Source organism: Leptospira jelokensis, assembly GCF_004769635.1.
Taxonomy (GTDB): domain Bacteria; phylum Spirochaetota; class Leptospiria; order Leptospirales; family Leptospiraceae; genus Leptospira_A; species Leptospira_A jelokensis.
The window spans coordinates 1-20,697 of record NZ_RQGH01000005.1 but is presented as its reverse complement, the minus strand read 5'-3'; the positions used below and the strand labels follow the sequence as shown (position 1 = coordinate 20,697).

General features: G+C 39.9%; 25 protein-coding genes and 1 tRNA gene. 11 read left to right on the top strand and 15 right to left on the bottom strand.

What is annotated here, in order from left to right:
* The first annotated feature begins 16 nt into the window (after positions 1 to 16).
* The 9 genes from sufC to gshAB are packed head-to-tail and all read left to right on the top strand — an operon-like array spanning position 17 to position 8,607.
* Positions 17 to 769: a Fe-S cluster assembly ATPase SufC gene (sufC, locus tag EHQ62_RS00550; RefSeq protein ID WP_135640351.1), complete on the top strand. Its 753-nt coding sequence runs from the start codon at positions 17 to 19 to the stop codon at positions 767 to 769.
* Entirely contained in the window at positions 766 to 1,941 is a 1,176-nt protein-coding gene (locus tag EHQ62_RS00545; protein ID WP_135640350.1) for a SufB/SufD family protein, read from the top strand. The genes sufC and EHQ62_RS00545 overlap by 4 nt, the downstream gene beginning before the upstream one ends.
* Positions 1,941 to 2,255, top strand: a complete 315-nt coding sequence (locus EHQ62_RS00540; protein ID WP_167482818.1) for a Rieske (2Fe-2S) protein — start codon at positions 1,941 to 1,943, stop codon at positions 2,253 to 2,255. The genes EHQ62_RS00545 and EHQ62_RS00540 overlap by 1 nt, the downstream gene beginning before the upstream one ends.
* Positions 2,252 to 3,496: a cysteine desulfurase gene (locus tag EHQ62_RS00535; protein WP_135640348.1), complete on the top strand. Its 1,245-nt coding sequence runs from the start codon at positions 2,252 to 2,254 to the stop codon at positions 3,494 to 3,496. The genes EHQ62_RS00540 and EHQ62_RS00535 overlap by 4 nt, the downstream gene beginning before the upstream one ends.
* Positions 3,480 to 3,917, top strand: a complete 438-nt coding sequence (locus tag EHQ62_RS00530; protein ID WP_135640392.1) for an iron-sulfur cluster assembly scaffold protein — start codon at positions 3,480 to 3,482, stop codon at positions 3,915 to 3,917. The genes EHQ62_RS00535 and EHQ62_RS00530 overlap by 17 nt, the downstream gene beginning before the upstream one ends.
* Entirely contained in the window at positions 3,901 to 4,224 is a 324-nt protein-coding gene (locus tag EHQ62_RS00525) for a metal-sulfur cluster assembly factor (protein WP_135640347.1), read from the top strand. Before EHQ62_RS00530 ends, EHQ62_RS00525 begins: the two co-directional genes overlap by 17 nt.
* On the top strand, positions 4,221 to 5,993 hold the full coding sequence (gene ggt, locus EHQ62_RS00520) for a gamma-glutamyltransferase (protein WP_135640346.1): 1,773 nt from the start codon (positions 4,221 to 4,223) through the stop codon (positions 5,991 to 5,993). The genes EHQ62_RS00525 and ggt overlap by 4 nt, the downstream gene beginning before the upstream one ends.
* A gap of 3 nt (positions 5,994 to 5,996) precedes the next feature.
* Complete coding sequence (gene gshA / locus EHQ62_RS00515; protein WP_135640345.1) at positions 5,997 to 7,598, top strand: glutamate--cysteine ligase; 1,602 nt, start codon at positions 5,997 to 5,999, stop codon at positions 7,596 to 7,598.
* A 1-nt stretch (position 7,599) separates the two neighbouring features.
* On the top strand, positions 7,600 to 8,607 hold the full coding sequence (gene gshAB / locus EHQ62_RS00510) for a bifunctional glutamate--cysteine ligase GshA/glutathione synthetase GshB (protein ID WP_135640344.1): 1,008 nt from the start codon (positions 7,600 to 7,602) through the stop codon (positions 8,605 to 8,607).
* On the opposite strand, the gene EHQ62_RS00505 is transcribed toward gshAB, so the two are convergent.
* The 13 genes from EHQ62_RS00505 to serA all read right to left on the bottom strand — a co-directional run bounded on the left by EHQ62_RS00505 (position 8,600) and on the right by serA (position 17,536).
* Complete coding sequence (locus EHQ62_RS00505) at positions 8,600 to 8,842, bottom strand: glutathione S-transferase N-terminal domain-containing protein (protein WP_135640343.1); 243 nt, start codon at positions 8,840 to 8,842, stop codon at positions 8,600 to 8,602. The two genes, gshAB and EHQ62_RS00505, sit on opposite strands and share 8 nt — an antisense overlap.
* A gap of 5 nt (positions 8,843 to 8,847) precedes the next feature.
* A complete protein-coding gene (gene grxD / locus EHQ62_RS00500; protein WP_015678202.1) occupies positions 8,848 to 9,156 on the bottom strand; it encodes a Grx4 family monothiol glutaredoxin in 309 nt (102 codons plus the stop codon).
* A gap of 2 nt (positions 9,157 to 9,158) precedes the next feature.
* Complete coding sequence (locus EHQ62_RS00495) at positions 9,159 to 9,383, bottom strand: BolA/IbaG family iron-sulfur metabolism protein (protein ID WP_135640342.1); 225 nt, start codon at positions 9,381 to 9,383, stop codon at positions 9,159 to 9,161.
* A 1-nt stretch (position 9,384) separates the two neighbouring features.
* Positions 9,385 to 10,056, bottom strand: coding sequence for a glutathione S-transferase family protein (locus tag EHQ62_RS00490; protein ID WP_135640341.1), 672 nt, complete (start codon positions 10,054 to 10,056; stop codon positions 9,385 to 9,387).
* Between the two features lie 18 nt (positions 10,057 to 10,074).
* Positions 10,075 to 10,356: a BolA family protein gene (locus tag EHQ62_RS00485; RefSeq protein WP_244241571.1), complete on the bottom strand. Its 282-nt coding sequence runs from the start codon at positions 10,354 to 10,356 to the stop codon at positions 10,075 to 10,077.
* Positions 10,340 to 11,110: an ABC transporter permease gene (locus tag EHQ62_RS00480; protein WP_135640340.1), complete on the bottom strand. Its 771-nt coding sequence runs from the start codon at positions 11,108 to 11,110 to the stop codon at positions 10,340 to 10,342. Before EHQ62_RS00480 ends, EHQ62_RS00485 begins: the two co-directional genes overlap by 17 nt.
* Positions 11,111 to 11,112: 2 nt before the next feature.
* Complete coding sequence (locus tag EHQ62_RS00475; protein ID WP_135640339.1) at positions 11,113 to 12,030, bottom strand: ABC transporter ATP-binding protein; 918 nt, start codon at positions 12,028 to 12,030, stop codon at positions 11,113 to 11,115.
* Complete coding sequence (trhO, locus tag EHQ62_RS00470) at positions 12,031 to 13,062, bottom strand: oxygen-dependent tRNA uridine(34) hydroxylase TrhO (protein WP_135640390.1); 1,032 nt, start codon at positions 13,060 to 13,062, stop codon at positions 12,031 to 12,033.
* Complete coding sequence (locus EHQ62_RS00465) at positions 13,062 to 14,444, bottom strand: dihydrolipoyl dehydrogenase (protein WP_135640389.1); 1,383 nt, start codon at positions 14,442 to 14,444, stop codon at positions 13,062 to 13,064. Before EHQ62_RS00465 ends, trhO begins: the two co-directional genes overlap by 1 nt.
* Positions 14,445 to 14,547: 103 nt before the next feature.
* Positions 14,548 to 15,282 carry an endonuclease gene (locus EHQ62_RS00460; RefSeq protein WP_425269512.1) on the bottom strand — a complete coding sequence of 245 codons (735 nt, stop codon included), beginning with the start codon at positions 15,280 to 15,282 and terminating at the stop codon, positions 14,548 to 14,550.
* A 55-nt stretch (positions 15,283 to 15,337) separates the two neighbouring features.
* Positions 15,338 to 15,466 (bottom strand): hypothetical protein, encoded by a 129-nt coding sequence (locus EHQ62_RS18775; protein WP_279638320.1) that lies wholly within the window; start codon positions 15,464 to 15,466, stop codon positions 15,338 to 15,340.
* 45 nt (positions 15,467 to 15,511) lie between these two features.
* Complete coding sequence (locus EHQ62_RS00455) at positions 15,512 to 16,288, bottom strand: MBL fold metallo-hydrolase (RefSeq protein WP_135640338.1); 777 nt, start codon at positions 16,286 to 16,288, stop codon at positions 15,512 to 15,514.
* 24 nt (positions 16,289 to 16,312) lie between these two features.
* Positions 16,313 to 17,536 carry a phosphoglycerate dehydrogenase gene (gene serA / locus EHQ62_RS00450; RefSeq protein WP_135640337.1) on the bottom strand — a complete coding sequence of 408 codons (1,224 nt, stop codon included), beginning with the start codon at positions 17,534 to 17,536 and terminating at the stop codon, positions 16,313 to 16,315.
* A 57-nt stretch (positions 17,537 to 17,593) separates the two neighbouring features.
* Here serA and EHQ62_RS00445 point away from each other — a divergent pair, with 57 nt between their 5' ends.
* Positions 17,594 to 18,142 (top strand): hypothetical protein, encoded by a 549-nt coding sequence (locus EHQ62_RS00445; protein WP_135640336.1) that lies wholly within the window; start codon positions 17,594 to 17,596, stop codon positions 18,140 to 18,142.
* A gap of 162 nt (positions 18,143 to 18,304) precedes the next feature.
* Here EHQ62_RS00445 and lysS read toward each other — a convergent pair whose 3' ends face one another.
* On the bottom strand, positions 18,305 to 19,789 hold the full coding sequence (lysS, locus tag EHQ62_RS00440; protein WP_208720592.1) for a lysine--tRNA ligase: 1,485 nt from the start codon (positions 19,787 to 19,789) through the stop codon (positions 18,305 to 18,307).
* 10 nt (positions 19,790 to 19,799) lie between these two features.
* Complete coding sequence (locus EHQ62_RS00435) at positions 19,800 to 20,438, bottom strand: hypothetical protein (RefSeq protein WP_135640334.1); 639 nt, start codon at positions 20,436 to 20,438, stop codon at positions 19,800 to 19,802.
* A 103-nt stretch (positions 20,439 to 20,541) separates the two neighbouring features.
* Here EHQ62_RS00435 and EHQ62_RS00430 point away from each other — a divergent pair.
* A tRNA-Leu gene (locus EHQ62_RS00430) sits at positions 20,542 to 20,623 on the top strand.
* Positions 20,624 to 20,697 lie beyond the last annotated feature (74 nt).

Genomic DNA, 20,697 nt, shown 5'->3' with positions numbered 1-20,697 from the left:
AAAACAGGATACCACCTTGTCCGCAATTCTCGAAATACAATCTCTACATGCCAGTGTGGGAGACAAACAAATCCTCCGTGGGGTCAACCTGACCATCGGAAGAGGAGAAGTCCATGCCATCATGGGTCCGAACGGATCAGGGAAAAGTACCCTTTCGAATGTGATCCTCGGCCATCCGAAATACACGGTGACCTCAGGGGACATTCTATTTTGTGGACAATCAATTCTCAAGATGACAACAGACGAAAGGGCAAGGCTTGGTCTCTTTTTGTCCTTCCAATACCCAACAGCTCTCCCTGGTGTGACCATCGGAAATTTTTTAAAATCCATTCTCAAGGCCCATCGTGGGAAAGAAGTACCTGTTAAAGAATTCAAACAAGAATTAAAATCTGCGATGGACCTTTTGGAAGTGCCTCAATCGTTTATTGGGCGTTATGTGAATGATGGCTTCTCAGGTGGAGAGAAAAAAAGGGCAGAAATTTTGCAAATGAGCTTGTTAAAACCAGTTTTATCCATTTTGGATGAAACTGATTCCGGACTTGACATTGATGCCCTGCGAATTGTCTCCGAAGGGATCAATGCAAACAGAAACCCAGAACGATCCATTTTACTCATCACACACTACCAAAGGATGTTAAATTACATAGTTCCCGATTTTGTCCATGTCTTTGCAGATGGAAGGATTCTGGAGACAGGAGGAAAAGACCTTTCTCTCAAATTAGAAGAAGTGGGTTATGATTGGATTTTGGAGAGAGAAGGGGTCAAATGAATTCCTCACTCAAAACAAATCAATTTACGATAAACCCAGCTCTCACACAAGAATTCTGCCAATCACTGAAGAAAGATTGGGAAACCATTTCGTTTCCTACGGAAAAAATGGAAAGTTTCAGAAAGTTTCCCATTAGCTCCATCCCGTGGGAAGAGGTTGGGTTTGATCCAACGAATCAAAAGATTGGCAACCTAACAGAGAACAAAGATCCAGGGGATAGTAAAACTGAACCTTTGTTATCCGAAACAAAACAAAAAGAAATTTTAGATTTAATCAAATCGTATTTACCAAAAGATTTTTTTGTTTATCTATCCATCCTAAAGGCTCCTCAGATTTCCATTTCCCTTTGTGATGGAAAATTCCATTTGGCAACGGAAACATTGTTTGGTGATGATGCAAAATTTCTTTTCCGAATCTTTTATGTGCCTAAAGGATGTTCAACTCAAATCCAATTGAAAACAGAAACAAAACATGAGACAGAGTCCCTTCATCTCTTATCTGTTTTTGATGTATGGATTGCCGAATCTGATTCGGTGGTTGAAATTTTGGACGAAGAAAATTTGGATGAGGATCTCATTCAGTTTCGATCCGTTTTCGTTTTGGCTAAGGAAAACGCATCGCTTAAGTTCCACCATTTCCCTTTTGGAGGGTTTCGTTCTAAATGGTTTTTGACATCTCATCTACTGGGAAAAGGTGGAGAAGTGACTGTGGACGGAGTGTCTGCCATCGGTAAAAGAAACCTAAAAGATATGGATATGGAAATGCACCACCATGCCGACCATACCACAAGTAAAATCAGTTATAAAGCCATTGTGACTGACAGGTCCCACCATGTATTTACAGGAAATTTGATCATTCCACCTAATCTAAGGAAAGTGGTGGCACACCAAGAATCTTTCAATTTATCTCTGAACAAAAAAGCAAGGGCTGAAGCCAATCCAAAATTGGAAGTGCTTGCGGAAGATGTATCTTGTACCCACGGGGCAACGGTTGGGGATATTGATGAAGAACAGTTCTTTTATTTATTGTCAAGGGGACTCACTCCCGAAGAATCAAAATCCCTACTCGTGACTGCTTTTTATGGGGAAACGATCCAATCCATTGGTTTCGATGAAGAAACAAAACGAAATTTAGAATCTTCCATTCATACCATTCTCGTGGGAGGGAAATGATGGCTTTTAAAAAGTTAGTCTCCATTCAGGAAATCGAAGTTGGTAAGTTGACTGTTATCAAAACTCGGCATTTTTCTGTTGCGGTCACCAAATGGGAGAATGAATACTATGCCTTTGAAGATTCGTGTACGCATGACGGAGAAGAAATTTCTTGTGGAAAATTGGAAGGTTGTGTGATCACTTGCCCACGCCATTTTGCAAAGTTTGACATTCGAAATGGAAGTGTTTTGGCACTACCTGCTACAGAACCACTAACCATCTTTCCAACAAAGGTCAACGGAAATGATTTAGAAGTGGATTTGGAGTCTGTATGAGTTTGGATCCTTACAAACTACGATTGGATTTTCCCATCCTTTCCCAAACCATGCCAAATGGAAAACCACTTGTGTATCTAGACAATGGTGCCACTTCCCAAAAACCGATATCTGTTATTCAAGCAACTAACGACTATTATGCTAAAGAAAATGCAAACATCCACAGGGGTGTGTATTACCTTTCCCAACATGCAACGGAACTTTTTGAAAGGACAAGGATCAAAACCTCTCATTTTTTCCAAGCCCAGTGTGCAAAAGCCATTATCTTCACCCGAGGGACAACCGATGCCATCAATTTGGTAGCACAAACTTATGGAAGGGCAAATGTTTCCGAAGGGGATGAAATCGTTTTATCTGTCCAAGAACACCACTCAAATTTGGTTCCTTGGCAAATGTTGGCCCAAGAAAAAAAAGCATTCCTAAAATTTTTCCCCATCTTGGAAGACACTACTTACGACTTATCAAAGTTAAATGAGATCATTACAAAACGTACAAAAATAGTTGCAATAAGCCAAATGTCGAATGTGACAGGCACAGTCCATGACCTATCCAAAATCATAGACCGAGCACGGCAAGTTGGCGCAAAAGTCCTTGTGGACGGTGCCCAAGCGGCTTGCCATATGCCTATCCATTTGGTGGATATGGATGTTGACTTTTATGCCTTTTCAGCTCATAAAATGTTGGGTCCTACTGGTGTAGGGGTTTTATTTGGAAAAGAAGCAATATTAGAAGCCATGCCACCGTGGTTAGGTGGTGGGGATATGATCGAGTCTGTGGAACTTGAAAGTTCTACTTATGCGGCACTGCCCGCCAAATTGGAGGCAGGAACTCCGAACATTGCTGGGGTCATTGGGTTTTCTCATGCATTGGATTACTTACAAAAAGTAGGGATGAAAAACATCAAAGACCACGAACGTATGTTAACTGAATATGCGTTAGACCAATTACACAAAGTGGGTGGTCTAACCCTTTATGGAACTGAGGATCTTGAAAAAAGAGGTGGGGTAGTGTCCTTTACGATGGATGGGATCCATCCGCATGATGTTGGTTCCATTTTAGATGAAGAAGGTGTTGCCATCCGAGTGGGCCATCATTGTTGCCAACCTCTCATGAAACAATTACAAATTCCTGGAACTTGCAGGGCTTCTTTTTATTTTTATAATACAAAAGAAGATATAGATATGCTTGTCCATTCCATTGGGAAAGTGAAATCGATATTTGGTCGTGTCGTTAGAAAGTAAATCATATGTAGATTTTCTGAAATGGAAATCGTATGCCAATTGGCAAATTCCGAAAGAACCGGTTTTGGAAGTGTCTGCACTGAATCCCCTTTGCGGTGACGAGGTGAAACTTTATTACCAGGATTTGGGGAACAAAAAAGTAAAGATACTCGCTGTCTCTGGAGAGTCTTGTTCCATTTGTTCTGCAGCCCTTGGTTTTTTGTACAAAAACCAATCACATTTTGAAATCACTTCCTTTTCTACCTATCTAACGGAACGAAAAAAAATCTTAGAAGGAAAGGAATCTTCCTTGTTTGGGGATTTAGAAGAGTTATCCTTTTTAGAAGCAGTGAAGTCACACCCAAGTAGACACAAATGTGCCCTTTTGCCTTGGCAAACCCTATTAAAAATCATTGAGGTAAACCATGATCCGAGAACCTGAAACTGAAAAAGAATGGGAAGTGTACCATAGCATCCGTTCTGTCGAAGACCCTGAAATCGGAATCTCCCTTGTCGAACTGGGACTCATTTACGATGTAAAAGTGGAAGGGGAAAAAGCTGAAGTCACGATGACCTATACATCCCTCGCTTGTCCTGCTGGCCCCCAGATGAAACAAGACATTGAAAACCATGCCCTGCGTGTGGATGGGATCAGTGAAGTAGTGGTTCAGGTGGTTTGGAATCCGAAATGGGAACCGAGACAAATGGCAAGTGAAGAAGCTAAAATGCAAATGGGGATATTCGATTGAGATTTTCTTTTTTTAGGAAACGTTCGGTCCTATTTGCCATTTTTATCCAGTTATCGTTTGTTCGTTGCGAATCAATCCAAAGTTTTTTAGAAGCAAATGTCAAATCAAATGGAAATGAAACAACACTTCCTCAAATCCAAGGTTCACAGGAAAAAAGAGATCGTTACGAACTAATTGGTCGTGAGTTTATGATTGCCACAGACCATCCACTTGCTTCGCAAGCAGGGGTTGAGATATGGAAAAAAGGTGGAAATGTAGTGGATGTATTTGCAGCTGCAAGTTTTGCCATTTCGGTTCTAAGGCCACATTCAACTGGACTATTTGGTGGTGGTTTTGCAATTGTATACCTTCCTAAAAAAGGAAAATGGGCTTATGACTTTCGGGAGCGTTCACCAAAAAAAGGTACCTCTTCTTATTATACGAATCCGGATGGATCTCCTAACACTGATAAGATCCTAAAAGGTGTGTATAGTGTTGGTGTTCCAGGGAATGTCCAAGGCATATTAAAAATCCAAAAACAACATGGCAAACTTTCTTTAGTGGATGTGATGGCGCCAGCCATGCGTTATGCGAAAAATGGTTATGCCGTTTACGCAGATTTGGCGAATGCTGTTGCAAAAGTTTGGCCAAATATGAATCCAGAGATGAAGAAGGTTTTTGGGATTGATAATCGTCCGATTCGGGAAGGTGAACTCCTCATTCAAAATGACTTATTCCAAACCTTAGAACGGATCACAGAAAATGAAGAAAAGGAATGGGTGGAAGGGGAAACAACCAAACTTGTTTCCTTGTTCTACCAAAATTTTGATGGCTTTATTCGTGACGAAGATTGGAAGGAATACCAGGTGAGGGAAACTGAACCACTCATCACAAACCTATGGGGTTACCAAATGATGACCATGCCTCCCCCTAGTTCTGGGGTACATTTGGTCACAATGATGCAACTTGTTACTGAGATGGCCAAACGAAAATCCTTTCCCACTGGCCTAGTGGGTGAGACCATTCAAATCACCGAAGCCATGCGGGTTTCTTACAGAGACCGTTCCGTTTTTGGTGGAGATCCAAAATTTACAGAAGTTCCAGTTTCCAAACTCACTTCACAAAGTTATATCCAAGAAGAAGTATCTGAAATTGAAAAAAAAGTTGTATCTGGCAACTGGAAACCGATTTCGAATCCGGCCCAACCAAAAGATTCGTACAACACAACACATATCTCTGTGATGGATAAAGAAGGGAATGCCGTTTCTTCCACTCAGTCGATCAATGGAATTTTTGGTGCCGTACAAATGGTACCGGGAACAGGCCTTGTTTTGAATAATACCATGGATGATTTTTCCATTGCCCCAGGTGTGCCCAATTTGTACGGACTTGTGGGTTCCAAAGCGAATGCCATAATGCCTGGGAAAACTCCCCTTTCGAGCATGAGCCCAACCATTCTCACCGAGGCCAATGGTATGACAAAACTAGTGATCGGGGCACCAGGTGGATCCCAAATTCCCACCTCAATTTTTAATGTATTGTACCATTATCTGGTCCAAAAAAGAAATTTATACGAAAGTGTTTCCTTCCCACGAATCCACCACCAGTTCCTGCCCGATACATTATTTTTAGATCCTGAATTAAAAGGTTATTTTCCTGAAACAGAACTACCATTTTACCAAGTCCAATATGGTAGGCACAGGGCCAAAGTATTCGTTGTGTCGAAAGAAGGGGACAAACTGATCGGAGTTTCTGATCCAAAAGGAGAAGGAGTTCCTTTAGGTTTTTAGTCGATGAAATCAAAATTATTAAAAACAAAACAAAAAAATTCAACCGTCACTCTCTTTGCAAAAGAATATAGAGATTGTTTGTTAAGTGCAAAACATGGTTTGGAGAGGGAAAGCATTCGCGTCAATGAAAATGCAAACTTAGCAAAAACTCCACATCCAAAAGAACTTGGGTCTAGCCTTACCCACCCGCTGATCAAAACTGATTTTGCAGAAGCCCAAGTGGAATATGCAACGAACATACATAAAACGATTCCAGATGCATTGGCTGAATTAACAGAACTCCATAGTTTTACAGCGAAACAATTGAAAAATGAATTGTTATGGCCGTTTAGTATGCCTCCAGTTTTACCACAAGATAACAAAATTGAGGTGGGACAGTATGGAACTTCAATTGAAGGTAGGAAAAAAACGATTTATCGTAATGGTCTTGGGCATCGGTATGGGAAAAAAATGCAAACAATCTCAGGAGTTCATTACAATGTTTCCTTTGATAGTTGTATGTTGTCGGTGGTTTCCGAAAAACGATTTCAAAAACCACTATCGATAGATACTAAATCTCAGATCTACTTTGATACCATTCGCAATTTTTATCGAATTTCACCAGCTTTATTGTATTTGTTTGGCAGTTCTAGTCTCACGGACGTAACATTTATAGATGAAGCAAAATCATATAAACAATTACAGAAACTAGACCCAAAAACCTTGAATGCCCCATACGCAACCACTCTGCGATTGTCAAACATAGGTTATACAAGTAAAGTACAGGGCAAATATCCAATTTCGGTGAATTCTTTAAAAGAATATGCATCGGATATGTGCCAAGTGGTTTCTAAAACGTACGCACCTTATAAAAAATTTAATACAAAAGCCACCAATCAATTGAATGATTACGTTTTACAATTAGAGAATGAATACTATTCCCTTGTGAGGCCAAAACAAGTCCCGAAAGGTGAAGAACGCGTAGTGGATGCTCTAATGGAGAGAGGGGTCGAATACCTAGAAATTCGATTGTTAGATTTGGATCCATTTTCGGCCATTGGAGTAGAAGAATCCAGGTTGTACTTCCTGCATATGGTTTTACTTTATTGTATGTTACATGAATCACCTAAGGCTGATTTGGTGGAAATGGCCCAATGGAGGAAAAACCAAGAAATTACCACTTGGTTTGGTCGAAAAAACGATACACTGGTTCATTTGATGGGAAAGGAAATTCCTCTCCGCGAATTATTATTCCAACTTTTTTTAGAATTACAACCAATCGCGGATTTATTAGATGAAAATGATGCCACAGGACCATATAGCCGTGCTTTGGAGATGCAATGGGAAAAATGGGATGATCCAACTTTACTTGGTGGGGCAATGACAGAATTGGATTTAAACATTCACAAATCTAGTTTCCGAGAGTTTGGGTTGGCACTTGCCAAATCTCATAAGGATGAGTTATTACAATTGAATCTTTCTCCGAATCGGATGAAATATTATGAAGATTTAAGTGAACAATCCATTTATGAACAAAAGAAAATGGAAACTTTGGAAGGCAGTCATTTAAAGAAAAATCAAAAACCCATCCAAATTAAACCGTTAAAACTTTGTAGTGAGGTTTGACGTGTCGTTGCCAAAACCTTTGCTCCCAGGTTGGGAAGACTTAGAAATTTCTACTCAAATCATCATTCGCGATGCAATCAAACGTGGGATCAGTGTCGATGTGATTGATCGCAAAGAAAATTTTTTACGTTTGAAACAAGGAAGTCACGTTGAGTTTGTCAAAGAGGCGAGTAAAACGAGACTCGATAGTCTTATGACCTATCTTGTGATGGAAAATAAAATCGCATCCAAACTTGTGTTAAGTGAACATGGTGTGAGAGTGCCCATTGGTCGAGATTATGGTTCGATGGATGGAGCACTTGGCGATTATGCTTTCTTTCAAAATAAAAAAAAGGTGATTAAACCTGTGACAACCAATTTTGGAATTGGCATTGGAATCTCAAACCGAAATGATCCTTTTGATTCATATGCCTATTATGTAAAAGAAGCATTTTCTCATTCAAGTTCGATCATCATTGAAGAATTTATGGAAGGCCCGGAATACCGTTTTCTCGTATTAGGTGAGGAAGTTGTGGCGGTTTGTAACCGTGTTCCAGCGAATGTGGTAGGAGATGGGGTTCACAGTATCGCCGAGTTGGTGCAAGAGAAAAACAAAGACCCACGAAGGGGAGAAGGCCATATCACTGCTTTGGAAAAAATCCAAATGACGGACGTGGAACAATTGGTTTTGTCTGGTTTGGGTTATGATTTTTCCACCGTCCCCAAAAACGGGGAACAAGTTTTTTTAAGAAAAAACTCCAATATTTCAACTGGTGGAGATTCCATTGATGTAACCGATTTGGTTCACCCGGAATTTAAAACAATCGCATTGCAAGCGGCAAAGGCTGCAAATGCCGTGATTTGTGGGATTGATATCATTTCGAGTGCAATTGAGGAGAAACCAAATCCAGAGCGGTATGCAGTCCTCGAGATTAATTTTAACCCTGTATTGTACATCCACGAGTTTCCTTATTCAGGGAAACCAAGGGAAGTGGGGGATAAGATCTTAAATTTATTGGGGTTTACTTAAATTTAGTTTTTAGGTAGGAGATGATGTCTAGGGATTCATACATTTTTGTTTCCCCATCCACTAAAAATGGCACTTGTGAAATCCCACCCAACCGAATCACTTCTTCACGGCCAGGGGTACCATTGCTTGCCTCTACCAAAAGATAGTCTTTTCCTTCTGTAAGACCAAGCCCTTCTATAGCCTGTCTCACACGGTAACAATAAGGACAAGAATCGTATTGGTAGAGTTTGAACATTCTGATTAACCTACTTTTTTCTTGAGTTCCCCAGATTGTGCCATTTGCACAGTGATGTCATGGCCTCCCACAAATTCGCCATTGATGTAGAGCTGTGGAATGGTTGGCCAATTTGTATATTCTTTGATTCCTTCCCGTACTTTCATATCTGATAGTACGTTGAAAGAACCAAAAGGAATTCCTTGTTGTTTCAGTGTTGAGACAACACCCGCAGAAAATCCACATTGTGGCATTTCAGGTGTCCCTTTCATAAAAAGAAATACCTTTTCTGATTTGATTAAAGATTCAATTTTATCTTTTAACTCTTGTTCCATGGTCATTCACTCCTAGTTTCCAATGCTAATGCATGGATTTCTTCTTTTAGTTCTTCTTTTAATGTTGCATACACCATTCGGTGTTGTTCGATGAGTCCCTTCCCTTCAAAACCTTTGTATGTCACAACGGCTTTGATATGGACGCCATCTCGGTAAGGATCTAAAATTTCTACCTTACACCCTGGTAATCCGGCTTCGATTTTCTTTTGGATTTCTGGAATGGTCATCCTAGAGTTTGCCTCCCATCCATGAATGATGCGCTTTGATAAATGCAATGTATTCTTCGGGCACTTCTGGTAAAACAGAATTCTTCACTGAAGGCAAAGAAAGTAAGGTATCACTCCAAACTTTTAGTTTGGAAAACCCACTCACCAAATCCCATTGTCCGTCTTTTTGTTTTAAAAAATCCAATCGCATGAAAAACGGTGCATAAGCCGTGTCTACTAGGTGCATCGATTCGCCAGCAAAGAATAGTTTTCCATTCTTTGGTTCTGGTAAAATGGATTCTAAGATTCGGAACTTAGATAGGATTTCTTCCTTTTTTTTCAAAGCTTCCTTTTCTTCCTTTGCCATCGTAAAACCATATTGGTCGACAAGGAGTGCACTCGCAAATTCCGCCCAGGCCCTATGTTTTGCTTTTTGTATTGGGTCTTTTGGATGGAGGCTTGGAAGGTTTGTTTCGTCCAGGTATTCATTGATGACAGCCGATTCAAAAAGCACATCGTCTCCAACAACAAGGACTGGCACCCTTCCAAATGGAGAAATTTTTAAAAACCATTCAGGTTTGTTTGCTAAATCAATGTATTTGATTTCATAATCCACCTTCTTTTCCAAAAGGTTGATCACCGATCTTTGCACATAAGGACAGAGTTTGAAACTAATGAGGGTAGGTTTTGTCATATCATTTAGACTCGAAAATTAAGGAGAAGAAAGGTCCATTTCTAGCGCATGGAGTCCTTTTTTGAACTCGGGACCAAGTATTTCATAGACGGCTCGGTGTTGTTCTACGGTAGATTTGCCTTGGAAAGAATCGGATTTCATTTTGATTCGAAAATGGGTTTCTTTGGAATCCTTTGTGATCCCCGGGTGGCCTGCATGTTCTAAAGATACATCTAATACAAGTAATTCTTCTGGTTGAAACGTTTCCCGTAATATGGTTTCCATACGAATTTTTCTTGTTTCTTTAATTTCTGATTCCATAACCAATTTTCATTAACCTAACATTGAGTAAAAAAAGTAACGTTGAGAGAAGAACAATAAACCCCAGGGAAAAAAATAAATTCACATCCGAGATACCAATGAACCCATACCGGAATAGGTTTACCATATAAAGGATTGGATTTAAATACGAAATGGTCTGCCAAAATTCAGGAAGGTTTTTTACAGAATAAAAAACTCCACCCAAATAGGTAAGGGGAGTTAAAATAAAGGTTGGGATGATGGTGACGTCATCAAACTTTTTGGCAAACAATGCATTAAAAAACCCACCTAAAGAAAATAAAATCGATGTAAGAATGACGGTAATGAAAATGATCAATGGATGTTGGAACTGAAGGTTCGTAAAAAATAAGGAAGTGAGTGTTACCAAAACTCCAACAAAAAGACCTCTAACAACTCCACCAAAACTATATCCCAACACAATCGTATAAGGTGATGTTGGTGAAACTAAAAGCTCTTCTATATTTTTTTGAAATTTACTGGAAAAAAACGAAGAAACCACATTGTTATATGAATTTGTAATGACACTCATCATGATAAGGCCGGGGACAATAAACTCAATATAGGTGAAATTTCCAATTTTACCGATTTGGCGACCCACTAATTCTCCAAAGATTAAAAAATACAGTGCCATGGTAATCACTGGTGGGATTAAGGTTTGCACCCAAATTCGGATGATCCGTATCCATTCTCTTCGGATTATGGTTTGTAGGGCAGTTAGATTTTTTTTCCACATAATCAATGTTTTCCTGTAAGTGATAAAAACAATTCTTCAAGTCGATTTGATTTGTTTCGAAGGCTCAAAACTTCCATTTTGTTTTTTGTAAGTTCTGCAAATAAATGATTCACCGATGTATTTTTGTCTAATTGTACTTCTAGACTATGGTCATCTAACCATATCCAACGAAAGATTTTAGAATTAGGTTTTGTTTTAAAGGATTTTTTAAGATCTATGATAAAGGTCTCTTTATCCAATCTTTGTAATAATTTTTTCATGGATGTGTTTTCGATGATTTCACCTTTATCGATGATGGCTATGTTTTTACAAAGGGATTCTGCCTCTTCCAGATAATGTGTTGTGAGGATGATTGTTTTTCCTTCTTGATTCAATTCCTTTAAAAATTCCCACATAGACCTTCTAATTTCAATGTCCACTCCTGCCGTTGGTTCATCTAAAATGAGTAGTTTCGGATCGTGAATGAGAGCCCTTGCGATCATAAGCCTTCGTTTCATCCCACCGCTGAGTGTCCCCGCTGCTGACTTACGTTTGTCATAAAGTGACAACTTATCCAAGTAATACTTCACTCGTTCTCTAGCCTCTTTCAAAGGCATGCCATAAAAACCAGCTTGGTTGATTAATATTTGTTCAACCGCTTCAAAGATACCAAAATTAAATTCTTGGGGAACAATTCCTAAATAGGTTTTGGCTAAGTTTGGATTTTCATCTATGTTCACACCGAAGATTTTGACATTACCACCTGTTTTATTCACTAGGGAACTAAGGATTCCGATGGTTGTGGATTTGCCGGCACCGTTTGGTCCAAGTAATGCAAAAAAATCACCTGCTTCCACCTTTAAATCAATGGAACGTAGTGCCTTCACTCCGTTTTGATAGGTTTTTTCCAGGCCTTCTAATTGGATTGCGTATGAAGTCATTTATTTACCTACCATTTTTCTTGTTAGGTGGTGAGATGGGTATTTGTGTTGTTTTCTGAGTTCCTGCCGTAATTTTTTTTGCGTTTCCTCAGGCAAACTGACAATTTCTTTACATTCATGAGAACAACAGCCTAAAAGGGATTCAGAACAGGACTCACATTGTACAATGAGAACATGGCATCCTAAATTGGCACAATTGGAATGTCTGTCAGAAGGTTTACCGCAAGTATAACAAACGGTCAGGACATCATCCGTGATCCGCTCGCCAAGCCTGTCATCAAATACAAAGTTTTTTCCCTTAAATTTAGATTTGAGTCCGTGGTCCGATATGGCCTTGGCATAATTGATGATCCCACCACGCAGTTGGTGTACTTTTTCAAATCCCTTGTATTTTAAGTAAGCACTTGCTTTTTCGCAACGAATGCCACCGGTACAATAGAGCAGGATTTTTTTGTCTTTGTCATTCTCTAATATTTTTTCAACTAATGGAAGTTCTTCGCGAAAGGTTCCCACATCTGGCAATATTGCGTTTTCAAAATGACCCACTTCTGATTCATAATTATTGCGAAGGTCCACAACAATCACACCTTCTTCCTCCAAAGTTTGATGGAATTCAAGAGGGGATAGATGAGTGCCAACATCGGAAGGATCAAATTGGGAATCATCCAATCCATCGGCTACGATTTTTCTACGAACCTTGATCGCAAGTTTGATAAAACTTTCTTTTTTGTCTTCAACGGCATCATTGAAGTAGATACCTTTTAATTCGGGAATGGTATCAACAAATTGGCGTAATTTTTCGTAGTTTTCAACGGGTATTGAGAACTGTGCATTGATGCCTTCGTTTGCCAAATAAATCCTACCCAAAATTCCCAAATCATCAAAGGTATCATACAAACGATTTCGAAAATCGATTGGATCCTCAATTTTCACATACCGATAAAAAGAAATGACCCGCCTTTCCCTTTTGTCTGCCAGAACTTTTTTGATGAGTGTGTCTTTGTCATATCGATTGAATAAAAATTTTTTCATCATTTTCCCTCGTTTAATTTTTGTTCTCGTACTTTTCGGAAGGCATTCCTTGTGATTTCTGAAATGGCTGGATGGATGTAAATCATATCCAAATAATCACTCAGTTTCGCTTTTAAAAACATACCCATTACAATTTGGTGGAGCAGGTTCGCCGCTTCCTCGCCGATGATATGGGCTCCAAGGACTTCTTCTGTTTCTTTTGAAACGAGTACTTTCACAAAACCATACTCCGATAATCGTGCCATGCCTGTGGCGCTTGCGCGATACGGATTGATGCCTTTATAGTAGGCGATATTCTCGTTTATCAATTCTCCTTCCGTTTTTCCAACACTTGCAATTTGTGGGTATGTGAAAATCGCCTCTGGCATTGGTGGGTATTGGATGGGTCCTTTTTTGTTTTCACCAAATAGGTGTTCGAAGAGATATTCTCCTTCAAAGTTGGCACTATGTCGAAAAAAATACCTTCCGATGACATCACCAAATGCATACACACCCGGTTCATTTGTTTGTAAGGTTTCATCAACAAGGATATATCCATCTGAATTTGTTTTGATATTTGTGTTTTCTAAGTGTAAGTCTTCTGTATTTGGTGTGATCCCCGTTGCTATGAGCAATTGTTCTGCTTCATAATGTAAGTCTTTGCCTTCATGATTTTTTGCCCTTACCTGGAATTTGTTGTTTTGGTAGGTCACAGAGTGGATGTCCAATCCAGTTTGGATCGGAAAAGGGAGGTGGGCCATGAGTTCTTTTTTGATATCAATGTCTGCATGTGATAACACTTCGCCTCGGGTGAGACCTGTGACTTCACATCCATAGGCCGAATAGGCGGCACCTAATTCAAGTGAGATGAATCCTGCTCCAATGATGAGAAGGGATTTTGGAAAAAATTTTGGTGAAAGTGCTTCTCTTGAAGTCCAATAGGGTGTTTCGAGTAATCCTGGTATTTTCGGAAGTTTTGGTCTTGTGCCAGTCACAACAAATATGTGTTTGGCGGTGTATTCGTCTACACCATCAGTGATGATTTTTGGTGCCTGAAACCAAACCTTTTTTGGATAGTAGTGAATATTGGGATTTTTCTCATAAGCAATGGGAATCGAATCTGCATCGAATTTGACCGTTTCATTTACCCTTTGGAATATTGAACCCACTTGAAATTTAGGTTTCTCGTCCCATTGGATTCCAAATCGTTTCGATTCTTCCCCTAAACGAAGCAGTTCCGAAGGATAGATGACCATTTTGGAAGGGATACAACCTCTGTTGAGGCACGTCCCCCCAGGAGTTTCCTTTTCGAACACGGCCACTCGTTTGCCTATTTGGGAGGGTGGGGTGACAAGTTTTGTACCAGCACCGGCTCCAATCACCAAGATGTCATATTCCTTCATCATGGTTCCAGACTCACAACTAGGCTGATTCTGTAAATGAAGCTATCTTTGTTTTGGCAATTTTAGAATTTGATTTTTTGCATCTTTGGCACCACTTGGGACATTATGGGAGTGGGATTTCACCTTCCACAAATGGATTTTTGATTTTTTGGAGTCGTTCTATGATTTCGTTTTTACGAATTTCAAAGGTATCGGGAGGGTCCGCTTTGTGCCATGCCAAGTAGAGCTCCCGTTTCCCTTCGGGGATTGGGATTTGGTATCTCCATTCCATATAAAAGTAAATGCGAGCGATATCCCCTCTGATCTCTGGTTTAGGTTCTGCTAACGATTCTTTGAAGTTCACCTCAAAATCACAGAGGCCGTAAGCCCTTGGTTCTCCGTCGATTTCACCAAAGGGATAGATCCCTCGATCTGCATTGATTTCACCAGGGACGGGTACGATATTATGGAGGTCTGCTTCGATGAGATTGAATTCGGGATCGGTGGCACTACAACACTTTCGTCCTTTTAAAATTTTGGCGTTCACTTCACAGTTTGGTTTCGTCCAACACTCACGATTCTTTCCAAAACTATAAGCGGGAACGATATGTTCCCACTCAATCCATGTTTGGCGTTTCGGATCTTTCCTTGCTTGCAAACCACATGACTCTTGTTTGATTTTGAAACGGCCAAGTTCCTCGTCATCCTTTTCAAACTCACATCCACAATAAAAATCTTTTCCAATTTGTTTGTAAAAACGTTTTAAGACTCGTTTGGCTTTTTGGAAGTCGGTGATTCGGTTTTTGCCACTGGTTTCTGTTTCCATGTTTTGAGAGAAGGTAGCAATGGCCCAAATGATAACTGTGATGGAGATGAGAGAAATGAGGAAGGTTCTCAACTGAAAATAGGTTCCTTTATTTGTATAATGGTAAAATGTACATTCCTAAGTTACAAAAAAAAGCCAATGCCCAAACCGTAACAAATGCCTTTGCTAAAAAAATTTGGCCAATCGATACCAAAAGACTGACGATGAGTAATGTCATAAACTTAACGTTACAAAGCCATGATCCATTTGTAAAATGAAAATTTTACCAATGGTCTCTTAGTTTTCGTAATGCCAAAAATATAGACCTGTTATCTGTAATCGTTTCACCTAGTTCTGTTAGTCGGGATTTTAGTGAGTTTGATTCAGGCCGGAAAAAAGGACTGATTTTCTTTTCCCATCCAATGGTTGCTATAAACTGATCTTTCCTTGTTTTTTGGAATGATTCGCGAAACTCGTGGTTTGGTTCTACGTGGGTCGCAAATGCCAAGTTGTTTTCCAGGTAGTCATGCCCTGGATAGAGGAGGCAGGAATCAGGAAGAGAAGCATACTTTGTTTGAATTGTATCATACAAAACATTTGGATCACCACCTCGGAAACAATTTCCGACACCAACATTGAATAAGGTATCACCTGAAAAAATTCCAAGTATTGTCTTTGGATTTTTATGAACAAAACTTAGATGGGAGAAGGTATGGCCTGGTGTGTCCCAAACTTCAATGGTTTCTCCTTCCACTGAGAAACATACATCCCCTTCTTCTAACGTTTTGTCTAGGCCTGGGATCTTTCCTTTTGCAAGTTTGTGCCCATACACAAGGCAATTGGTTTCTGCTTTTAATTCCAAATTCCCTTCTGTATGGTCTCCATGTTCATGGGTATTCAAAATTCCTTTTAGTTTTAATCCTAAATTTTTGATTTGATTGATGATGAGTGGGGCATTGTAAGGATCCACACAATACACCTCACCAGTTCGATGGGAGAAAATCAAATAGGTAAAATTGCGAAGGGGAGAGTTTGTAAAAATGGGAAGGACTTCTATCATCAGGATTCCATCCTTCCCGTTTTGTTAGTAGAGGATTCGAGTTCGAATCGAATGTTTATGGGCTTTGATTTTGTTTTTTAATTCATCACCCAAGTTTTTATCGATTTCCATGCTTAAGTAACCAATATTAGCTGATGTGCTTAAGTTCTGTGTGAGGATATTTCCCCCCATATCGGAAATGATGGAGTTAATATCGCGAAGGAAACCCGGTTGGTTTTGGTGGATATTCAAAATGCGGTGGTAACCAGACTTCAAACTTCCCAGTTCAATATTCGGAAAGTTAACCGAAAATGTAGTGGATCCATTGTTGATGAATTTTAAAAGTTTTTCCGCAACTTCCGTTCCAATATTTTTTTGAGCTTCTTCTGTGGAACCACCAATATGTGGTGTGAGGATCACATTGGGAAGTCCTTGCAAAGGGCTGATGAATGGATCATCATTGGATTTCGGTTCTTCCGGAAAAACGTCAACTCCGGCTCCGGCAATTTTACCGGACTTGATACCTTCCACAAGGGCATCAATTTCCAAGACCTTACCTCGGGACAAATTTAAGACATAGGCTCCATTTTTGAGTAGGTTCAAGTGTTCCTTACGGAATAGGTTTTTTGTTTCATCTGTTTCTGGAACATGGAAAGAGATAAAGTCTGATTGTTTTAAGAGTTCTTCGTAACTCGGGGCAGCAGTGGCATTTCCCAGAGGTAATTTGGAGATGATATCGTAGAAAACCACTCGCATCCCCATGGATTCAGCAAGTACAGACACTTGGGTTCCAATATGACCATAGCCAATGATTCCCAATGTTTTCCCACGGACTTCAAAACACCCTTTTGCAATTTTATTCCACTTACCTAAGTGAACATCCTTTGATTGGTCAGAAGCTTTCCTTGCAAGCATAATGATTTCAGCAATCACGAGTTCTGCGACAGACCTTGTATTGCTATAAGGAGCATTGAAGACTGGGACTGCTTTTTTTTCCGCTTCTTCCAATTCCACTTGGTTCGTTCCAATGCAGAAACATCCGATCGTCATTAATTTTTTCGCGTGTTCCAGAGCTTTCTTTGAGACATTGGTTTTGCTACGGATTCCTAGCACATGCACATCACCAATTTTGGCAATGAGCTCGTCTTCTTCCATTGCATCCTTGACAAGAGTCACATCAAAACCATCTCGGTGGAAAAGTTCGTAAGCATCCTTATGGATGTTTTCCAGAAGTAGGACTTTTATTTTACCTTTGGGATAAGATACCATAGGAACAGGATTTTTTCCTTTGCCAAACCTTGCATCTCGAAAAAGGTTGGGTGTATCATGGAAAGAATCTTCTCTTTGACCCGAATTTCCTCCATTTTCCTCCTTTTTTTGGTCCTTGTTTCCTGTTCTGGAACAAAGGCCTTTGTGGTGACCCCGGAACCCACTTTGGAACAACAAACGGCAATTTCGAAAGACATTTGTATGCAAAAATACCTTTGGGTATTTCCAGGAAAGAGGCCTTGTGTTTACTTCAAAGCGGAAAGGGACAATGGCACTGGTGCTGTAACGTATTTTCTCCTTTATGAAATTGGAACCTTTGATGTGGACATTCCAATCGGAGTTTCTCTTAAGTTAGGTGAAACCTGGTACAACCTTAAAAAAACAAACACTGATTATTCGGATACGATTGTTGTGACTTCTGCACTTACCCAAGAAATTTTACCAAAAATTGGGGAAAACCAAAATATCACAATTAGTTACACAAATAGAAAGGAAACCATCAATTACCAATTGTCAAGTAGCCAAACTGCTGCCTTTCAAAGTAATTTATCAAAACTCATTCGTGTGATTGAATCAGAACCAAAATTGAATATCAACAAACGATAATCCTTTTTTACCGTGGAATTTACATTCTTTCGTATTCCGCGGAAAGATTCATTTCGCACGTAGTAATCTTTCAGAAAGGCAATCCATTTCAAAATCAAAAACCTCTCCGAAATCTTTGGATTGGGAGAGGTTTTTGATTTGGTCAAAAGATTTGGTTGGATGTTATTCAGGTCTCATCAGTGGGAATAGGATCGTATCACGGATGGAATGAGAATCTGTGAGTAACATCACAAGCCTGTCGATTCCAATGCCAAGACCACCTGTTGGTGGAAGACCATATTCTAATGCACGGATGTAATCATCATCCATCATAAAGGCTTCATCGTCCCCAGCTTCCCTTTGTTTTACCTGTTCTTCAAATCGTTCCCTTTGGTCGAATGGATCGTTTAGCTCCGTAAAAGCGTTTCCAATCTCACGTCCCGCCACATAGGGTTCAAATCGTTCCACGTATTTCGGATCGTCTTCCCTGGATTTTGCAAGAGGGGAGAGTTCTTTAGGAAAATCAGTAATAAAAATCGGTTGGATGAGATGTGGTTCCACAAGGGAGCTAAACACATCATCACAAACTTTCCAAATGGAAACTGAATCTGAGGAATCCACACCTTTGGATTTTGCCTTTTCAATGGCTTCTTTGACATCGGTAATTTGGCTAAAATCGATTCCAGAATACTCTTTGATGATGTCGATGTACTTCACTCGTTTCCATGGAGGAGTGAGGTCAATTTGGTCTTTTCCATAAGGAAATTTTAATCCTTTCCCAATGGCAGTGGCTACCGTTACAATCATCCTTTCTGTTAGGGACAACATGGTTTCCATATCGCCAAACGCCATATAGGCTTCCATCATCGTAAATTCTGGATTGTGTTTCGTGGAGATACCTTCATTTCGAAAGTTGCGATTCAGTTCAAACACTCGGTCCATACCACCGACAATGAGGCGTTTCAAATAGAGTTCTGGAGCGATCCGAAGGAATAGTTCCATATCAAGTGTGTTGTGGTGGGTGACAAAGGGTCTAGCGGCAGCACCACCGGCGATGGGCTGCATCATCGGAGTTTCTACTTCCAAAAAGCCTTCATTCGTTAAAAACTTACGGATCTCAGAAATGATCCGTGAACGCATTTTGAATGTTTCCCGAACGTTTTCGTTTACGACGAGGTCCACGTACCGCATTCGGTATCGTTGTTCTACATCAGAAAATGCATCATAAACAACACCGTCCTTTTCTTTGACAACGGGTAGAGGACGGATACATTTTGCGAGTAGTTGAACGTTTGTTAAATGGAGCGTAGTTTCCCCTTTTTGGGTTTGGAAAAGCCAACCTTCAAGTCCAATCCAATCCCCAAGGTCAAGTGATTTGAAAAGGGAATAGTTTTCTTCTCCCAAGTCATCACGAGTCGCATACAATTGGATAAGGCCTTCCGCATCTTTTAAATGTGCAAAACTTGCTTTCCCCATCACACGTTTGGCATGCAAACGGCCACCAAGTTTAAAAGATTTTTTTTCGGTACTGTTTGGATCAAAACTTTCTAGGAGTTGTTTTGAATTGGAATCTGGAAAAAAACGAAGGGGGTATGGATTGATTCCTTTTGTTTTTAAATCGTTTATTTTTTGAATTCGTTGTTCTATGAGTTCGTTTGAATCTTTAATTTCATCCATGTTAAAGGATACCTCTAATGTAAGAATAAATATAACGTACAAATTCGATTGAAATTTCTTTTACACCCGATTCCGACAAAAACCAATTGGAATGAGAAACTTCAGAGGGAAAACTGTACGCTGTGACCTTCACGGGCAAACTGGTTAGTGTTTTTTTGTAAATATTCAGAACACGTCGTTTTTCAAACTCTCGTGTCAGAAGTAAAATCGACCCTAAGTTGTCAGAAACAGCTATTTTTAATAGGTTTTTCGATGCCTCATCCGTGTCACCCATTTTGGATGTGCTGATCAAAACCGTGGCAATTTGAGAACCAGGTATTCCGTTAGAAATAAGGATTCCTTTGGTTTTTTGGTCCATCTCAAAGGGACCTATCAATTGGTTTTGTGTTTTATCTTCTTTGCTAACAAGGATTAGTTTCTTGAAATCGGATTTTGTATATAACGATGCAATTGCTTTTAAATGTTTGAGTGTGGGGGGATGGTCTGTGATTTCAAGGACGGCAACATCCGATTTTTGGTATGGTTCACTGGAAGTGAGCCAATAGGGTGCGGAAAATAACAGTCCCAGAGTGATGAAGACAGGGGATAGAAACCCAAGGAAAAGTAATTTGAAACGAAATGTAAGATCGGATACTTGCATACTTGCCCCTACAACCTACCGAATTTAGAGTCGCAGTGACAAGAGAAAATTCATGTCCTTGACGAAAGAACCCGTTTTCCTAACCTGTCCTACATACACACCCGCTCGGATGGTGGAATTGGTAGACACGCTACTTTGAGGTGGTAGTGCCGCAAGGTGTGGGGGTTCGAGTCCCCCTTCGAGCAGAGGAAATCACCAAAGCCAACAGTTTTAGAACCTCCCAAAGTTAGTAATTCCTTCAGTTCAGGCACAAACCTTA

Bases quoted from the DNA above. Each gene is read 5' to 3' on its own strand.
- EHQ62_RS00490 (WP_135640341.1), bottom strand. From the start codon at position 10,056: ATGACAAAACCTACCCTCATTAGTTTCAAACTCTGTCCTTATGTGCAA.
- EHQ62_RS00475 (WP_135640339.1), bottom strand. From the start codon at position 12,030: ATGACTTCATACGCAATCCAATTAGAAGGCCTGGAAAAAACCTATCAA.
- EHQ62_RS00545 (WP_135640350.1), top strand. From the start codon at position 766: ATGAATTCCTCACTCAAAACAAATCAATTTACGATAAACCCAGCTCTC.
- EHQ62_RS00465 (WP_135640389.1), bottom strand. From the start codon at position 14,444: ATGAAGGAATATGACATCTTGGTGATTGGAGCCGGTGCTGGTACAAAA.
- EHQ62_RS00455 (WP_135640338.1), bottom strand. From the start codon at position 16,288: ATGATAGAAGTCCTTCCCATTTTTACAAACTCTCCCCTTCGCAATTTT.
- EHQ62_RS18775 (WP_279638320.1), bottom strand. From the start codon at position 15,466: ATGACATTACTCATCGTCAGTCTTTTGGTATCGATTGGCCAAATTTTT.
- EHQ62_RS00445 (WP_135640336.1), top strand. From the start codon at position 17,594: ATGGAAAGAATCTTCTCTTTGACCCGAATTTCCTCCATTTTCCTCCTT.
- EHQ62_RS00525 (WP_135640347.1), top strand. From the start codon at position 3,901: ATGATCCGAGAACCTGAAACTGAAAAAGAATGGGAAGTGTACCATAGC.
- EHQ62_RS00505 (WP_135640343.1), bottom strand. From the start codon at position 8,842: ATGTTCAAACTCTACCAATACGATTCTTGTCCTTATTGTTACCGTGTG.
- EHQ62_RS00485 (WP_244241571.1), bottom strand. From the start codon at position 10,356: ATGGAATCAGAAATTAAAGAAACAAGAAAAATTCGTATGGAAACCATA.
- grxD (WP_015678202.1), bottom strand. From the start codon at position 9,156: ATGGAACAAGAGTTAAAAGATAAAATTGAATCTTTAATCAAATCAGAA.
- serA (WP_135640337.1), bottom strand. From the start codon at position 17,536: ATGGTATCTTATCCCAAAGGTAAAATAAAAGTCCTACTTCTGGAAAAC.
- EHQ62_RS00435 (WP_135640334.1), bottom strand. From the start codon at position 20,438: ATGCAAGTATCCGATCTTACATTTCGTTTCAAATTACTTTTCCTTGGG.
- EHQ62_RS00540 (WP_167482818.1), top strand. From the start codon at position 1,941: ATGGCTTTTAAAAAGTTAGTCTCCATTCAGGAAATCGAAGTTGGTAAG.
- EHQ62_RS00535 (WP_135640348.1), top strand. From the start codon at position 2,252: ATGAGTTTGGATCCTTACAAACTACGATTGGATTTTCCCATCCTTTCC.
- EHQ62_RS00495 (WP_135640342.1), bottom strand. From the start codon at position 9,383: ATGACCATTCCAGAAATCCAAAAGAAAATCGAAGCCGGATTACCAGGG.
- trhO (WP_135640390.1), bottom strand. From the start codon at position 13,062: ATGAAAAAATTTTTATTCAATCGATATGACAAAGACACACTCATCAAA.
- EHQ62_RS00480 (WP_135640340.1), bottom strand. From the start codon at position 11,110: ATGTGGAAAAAAAATCTAACTGCCCTACAAACCATAATCCGAAGAGAA.
- gshA (WP_135640345.1), top strand. From the start codon at position 5,997: ATGAAATCAAAATTATTAAAAACAAAACAAAAAAATTCAACCGTCACT.